The organism is Stenotrophomonas sp. PS02301, from assembly GCF_029959485.1.
Lineage (GTDB): Bacteria > Pseudomonadota > Gammaproteobacteria > Xanthomonadales > Xanthomonadaceae > Stenotrophomonas > Stenotrophomonas maltophilia_Z.
Genome location: NZ_JASCOO010000158.1, coordinates 1 through 5,708 on the forward strand (window position 1 = coordinate 1; position 5,708 = coordinate 5,708).

At 64.3% G+C, this 5,708-nt stretch carries 3 protein-coding genes; all 3 read right to left on the reverse strand.

Features of this window, described 5'->3' with window-relative positions; genetic code table 11:
• Positions 1-117 precede the first annotated feature (117 nt).
• The 3 genes from rpsG to rpoC all read right to left on the reverse strand — a co-directional run bounded on the left by rpsG (position 118) and on the right by rpoC (position 5,566).
• Positions 118-585 (reverse strand): 30S ribosomal protein S7, encoded by a 468-nt coding sequence (gene rpsG, locus QMX81_RS20295; RefSeq protein ID WP_019186122.1) that lies wholly within the window; start codon positions 583-585, stop codon positions 118-120.
• 12 nt (positions 586-597) lie between these two features.
• On the reverse strand, positions 598-972 hold the full coding sequence (rpsL, locus tag QMX81_RS20300) for a 30S ribosomal protein S12 (RefSeq protein WP_017356008.1): 375 nt from the start codon (positions 970-972) through the stop codon (positions 598-600).
• A 346-nt stretch (positions 973-1,318) separates the two neighbouring features.
• The gene (gene rpoC / locus QMX81_RS20305; RefSeq protein ID WP_088434181.1) at positions 1,319-5,566 is read right to left on the reverse strand and encodes a DNA-directed RNA polymerase subunit beta'; all 4,248 of its coding nucleotides are present in this window, start codon (positions 5,564-5,566) and stop codon (positions 1,319-1,321) included.
• Positions 5,567-5,708 lie beyond the last annotated feature (142 nt).

The window sequence follows — 5,708 nt, forward strand, 5'->3', positions numbered from 1 at the left end:
GTGGTGGGCCCGCCCCCCCGGGCGCGGGCGGGGCCGGCGGCCGCGCCGGCCCCCCCGGGCCCCCCCGGGGCAGCACCTAGATGGTGCTGCCGTGCCTGTTTTGCAAGGCCGTCAAACTCACCAGCGGTAGTGCGCGAAGGCCTTGTTGGCTTCGGCCATGCGGTGGGTTTCTTCGCGCTTCTTGATGGCGCCACCACGATTTTCCGAGGCGTCCAGCAGTTCGGCAGCCAGCTTCTTCGGCATGGTGTTTTCACCACGCTTACGCGCCGAGTCGATCAGCCAACGCATGGCCAAGGCCATCTTGCGCGACGAACGCACTTCGACCGGCACCTGGTACGTAGCACCACCGACACGGCGGGACTTGACTTCGACCGACGGAGCCACGTTTTCCAGAGCCTTCTGAACCAGCTCGACGGAATTCGGGTTCTTTTCGCCGATCACGTCCATGGCACCGTAGACGATCTTTTCAGCGACCGACTTCTTGCCGCTCAGCATCACCATATTGATGAAACGAGCGATGGTTTCACTTCCGTGCTTCGGATCCGGCAGGACAGAGCGCTGCGGCGTATTACCTTTACGAGACATGTGTACTTTCCCTTAGCTCTTCGGACGCTTGGCGCCGTACTTGGAACGGCCCTGGCGACGCTTGGCAACGCCGGAGGCGTCCAGCGAGCCACGCACGGTGTGGTAACGCACACCCGGCAGATCCTTGACGCGACCGCCACGGATGAGGACCACGGAGTGCTCCTGCAGGTTGTGGCCTTCGCCGCCGATGTAGCTAATCACTTCTTCCTGGTTGGTCAGGCGGACCTTGGCAACCTTGCGAAGCGCCGAGTTCGGCTTCTTCGGAGTGGTGGTGTACACGCGCGTGCAGACACCACGGCGCTGGGGGCACTTATCGAGCGCCGGGGAGGCACTCTTATAAGTAGTTGCCTGCCGCGGCTTGCGGACAAGCTGATTGATCGTCGCCATCAGTATGTTCTTCTGAGAGAGGCCAATGAAAAGACTGGCCATGAATGCGGAAATGTGCGAGCAGGCGAAAGACCGGCCTGCTGAGACAGACGATTGTAGCAACCCGGCGAAAACGCAGTCAAATGCGCACGCGCCAAGCCAGCCCTGATCCCGGGCCGTTACAGGGGAGCCTTTTCCATGCCCCCCGTTCAGGTTGTCAAGCCGGTCCGTTGAAAGACCGGCGGGCATCCTACCTCATCGGCAGGCAGACGACCAGTGGCCGGTGCCTGCTGATTTGCCGGGAAGGCCGCCGACCGGAGTCGACGCCCTGCCCTGCCGCGGGCCCGGCCGAAGCCGGGCCTGCGTATTACTCGTCGCTGCCCGGAGCCTGTTCAGCTTCGGTCGATTCCACCGCCACGGCGGCCACCGGGGCCACCTCAGCCACGGCCGGCGCGCTGCCGGACAGGGTCTGCATTTCCGAGTCGGTCAGCCCGGAGGCGTTGCGACGACGGTTGGCGTGGTACGCAAGGCCCGTACCGGCCGGGATCAGACGGCCGACGATGACGTTTTCCTTCAGGCCGCGCAGGTTGTCCGAGGTGCCGCGGACAGCCGCTTCGGTCAGCACGCGGGTGGTTTCCTGGAACGACGCCGCCGAGATGAACGATTCGGTCGCCAGCGAAGCCTTGGTGATACCCAGCAGCACCGGATCGAAACGGGCCGGCAGCTCGTTGCGGGTGGCCAAGCGGGCATTTTCCTCGATGACGCGCTGGCGCTCGGCCTGCTCGCCATTCAGGAACTTGCTGGTGCCCTGGTCGGTGATCTCGACCTTGCGCAGCATCTGGCGGGTGATCACCTCGATGTGCTTGTCGTTGATCTTCACGCCCTGCAGGCGGTACACGTCCTGGATTTCCTTGACCAGGTAGGCCGCCAGCGGTTCGACACCCAGCAGACGCAGGATGTCCTGCGGGCTCGGCTCGCCGTCCACGATGGTTTCGCCCTTGGTCACGTGCTCGCCTTCGAACACGATCACCTGACGGTACTTCGGGATCAGCTCTTCGTGTTCCGAACCATCGGTGTCCTTGATGATCAGGCGCTGCTTGCCCTTGGTGTCCTTGCCGAAGCTGATGATGCCCGAACGCTCGGCCAGGATCGCCGGATCCTTCGGCTTGCGTGCTTCGAACAGATCGGCCACGCGCGGCAGACCACCGGTGATGTCGCGGGTCTTGGACGCTTCCTGCGGGATCTTGGCGACCACGTCACCCACGCCGACGGCCGCGCCGTCCTGCAGGTTGACGATCGAGCGCGGCGGCAGCAGGTACTGTGCCGGCAGATCCGTGTTCGGGATGGTCAGATCGTTGCCGTTCTTGTCCACGATACGCACGATCGGGCGCAGGTCCTTCGCCTGCGAACCACGACGCTTCGGATCGGTGATTTCACGCGATGCCAGGCCGGTCAGTTCGTCGGTCTTCTCGATGACGGTGACGCCGTCGATGAAGTCGATGAAGCGGATGAAACCGGCCACTTCGGACACGATCGGGTGGTTATGCGGGTCCCAGTTGGCCACGGTCTGGCCAGCCTTGACCGCATCGCCGTCCTTGGAGGTGATGGTCGCGCCGTACGGCAGCTTGTAACGCTCACGCTCACGGCCGTGGGCATCGAGCACCGACATTTCGCCCGAACGCGAGACCGCCACCAGCGAACCGCTGGCGTGCTCGACCGACTTCAGGTTGTTGAACTTCACCGAACCGGTGGTCTTGACGGTGATGTTGTCCACCGCAGCCGCTCGCGACGCCGCACCACCGATGTGGAACGTACGCATGGTCAGCTGGGTACCCGGCTCACCGATCGACTGTGCGGCGATGACGCCGACCGCTTCACCGATGTTGACGATGTGGCCACGGGCCAGATCGCGACCGTAGCAGTGCGCGCAGACGCCGAACGGCGAGGCGCAGCTGATGGTCGAACGGACCTTGACCGACTGTACCGACGCATCTTCCAGCTTGGCCACCCACTGCTCGTCGAGCAGCGTGTTGCGGGTCACGATCGGATCTTCGTCGTTGCCCGGCAGGAACACGTCCTCGGCCACGACACGACCCAGCACGCGGTCCTTCAACGGCTCCACGACGTCGCCGCCTTCCACGATCGGGGTCATGGTCAGGCCTTCGGTGGTACCGCAATCCACCTCGGTGATGACCACGTCCTGCGCCACGTCGACCAGACGACGGGTCAGGTAACCCGAGTTCGCCGTCTTCAGCGCGGTATCGGCCAGACCCTTACGGGCACCGTGGGTGGAGTTGAAGTACTCCTGCACGTTCAGGCCTTCACGGAAGTTCGCCTTGATGGGCGTTTCGATGATCGAGCCATCCGGACGCGCCATCAGGCCGCGCATACCGGCCAGCTGACGGATCTGCGCCTGCGAACCACGGGCACCGGAGTCGGCCATGATGTACAGCGAGTTCATCGACTTCTGGTCGATGGTCTCGCCTTCGGCGTTGACCACCTTCTCGGTACCGATGGTGTCCATCATCGCCTTGGCGATGCGTTCGTTGGTGCGCGACCAGATGTCGACCACCTTGTTGTAGCGCTCGCCGGCGGTGACCAGGCCCGACTGGTACTGCTCCTGGATTTCCAGCACTTCAGCTTCGGCCTCGGTGAGGATGCCGCGCTTCTCGTCCGGGATCAGCATGTCGTCGATGCCGATCGACACGCCAGCGCGGGTTGCGTAGGCGAAGCCGGTGTACATCAGCTTATCGGCGAACACGACCGTGTCCTTCAAGCCCAGCTGACGGTAGCTGGAGTTGATCAGGCGGCTGATGTTCTTCTTGGTCAGCTCGGTGTTGGCCAGCGCGAACGGCAGGCCTTCCGGCAGGATTTCAGCCAGCAGGGCGCGACCGATCGTGGTGTCCACGATCGAGGTCTTGTTCTGCTTGTTGCCTTCCTCGTCGGTCACCACTTCGGTGATGCGGACCTTGACGCGTGCGTGCAGTTCCACCACGCGGTTGTCGTAGGCGCGCTTGACCTCGGCGATGTTGGCGAAGGCCATGCCCTCGCCCTTCTTGTTCACCAGCGAGCGGGTCATGTAGTACAGACCCAGCACGACGTCCTGCGACGGCACGATGATCGGCTCGCCGTTGGCCGGCGACAGGATGTTGTTGGTGGACATCATCAGCGCACGCGCTTCCAGCTGGGCTTCCAGCGAGAGCGGCACGTGGACGGCCATCTGGTCACCGTCGAAGTCGGCGTTGAACGCGGTGCAGACCAGCGGATGCAGCTGGATGGCCTTGCCTTCGATCAGGACCGGCTCGAAGGCCTGGATGCCCAGACGGTGCAGGGTCGGCGCACGGTTCAGCATCACCGGATGTTCGCGGATGACCTCTTCCAGGATGTCCCAGACTTCGGCTTCTTCGCGCTCGACCAGCTTCTTGGCGGCCTTGATGGTGGTGGCCAGGCCACGACGCTGCAGCTTGGCGAAGACGAACGGCTTGAACAGCTCCAGCGCCATCTTCTTCGGCAGGCCGCACTGGTGCAGGCGCAGGTACGGACCGACCACGATGACCGAACGGCCCGAGTAGTCCACGCGCTTGCCCAGCAGGTTCTGGCGGAAGCGACCCTGCTTGCCCTTGATCATGTCGGCCAGCGACTTCAGCGGGCGCTTGTTGGTGCCGGTGATGGCACGGCCGCGACGGCCGTTGTCCAGCAGCGCATCGACCGATTCCTGCAGCATGCGCTTTTCATTGCGCACGATGATGTCCGGCGCGTTCAGCTCGAGCAGGCGGCGCAGGCGGTTGTTACGGTTGATGACGCGGCGGTACAGGTCGTTCAGATCGGAGGTCGCGAAGCGGCCACCGTCCAGCGGCACCAGCGGACGCAGGTCCGGCGGCAGCACCGGCAGCACGGTCATGACCATCCACTCCGGACGGTTGCCCGACTCGAGGAAGGCCTCGACCAGCTTGATGCGCTTGGTCAGTCGCTTGAGCTTGGTTTCCGAACCGGTGCTGGCGATTTCTTCGCGCAGGCGGGTCATTTCCGACTGCAGGTCGATCGTGCGCAGCAGCTCGTACACGGCCTCGGCGCCCATGGCGGCATCGAAGTCGTCGCCGTGTTCCTGGCGGGCCTGCAGGTACTGTTCTTCGGTCAGCAGCTGGCGGCGCTCCAGGGCGGTCAGGCCCGGCTCGGTCACCACGTAGGCTTCGAAGTACAGCACGCGCTCGATGTCACGCAGGGTCATGTCCAGCATCAGGCCGATGCGCGAGGGCAGCGACTTGAGGAACCAGATGTGCGCGACCGGCGAGGCCAGGTCGATGTGACCCATGCGCTCGCGGCGCACCTTGGCCAGGGTGACTTCGGTGCCGCACTTTTCGCAGACCACGCCGCGGTGCTTCATGCGCTTGTACTTGCCGCACAGGCACTCGTAGTCCTTGACCGGTCCGAAGATGGCGGCGCAGAACAGGCCGTCGCGTTCCGGCTTGAACGTACGGTAGTTGATGGTTTCCGGCTTCTTCACTTCGCCGAAGGACCACGAACGGATCAGGTCCGGCGAGGCCAGCGCGATCTTGATCGCGTCGAAGTCCAGCGTCTGACGCTGCTGGTTGAAGAGGTTGAGCAAGTCTTTCATGGTGTTTCTCCGAAAGGAGGAAATCTTGTCGATGGGGCTGTCGGTTCAGATGTGGCGGGGGGGGGGGGGGGGGGGGGGGGGGGGGGGGGGGGGGGGGGGGGCGGGGGGGGGGGCGGGGGGGGGGGGGGGGGGGGGGGGGAGG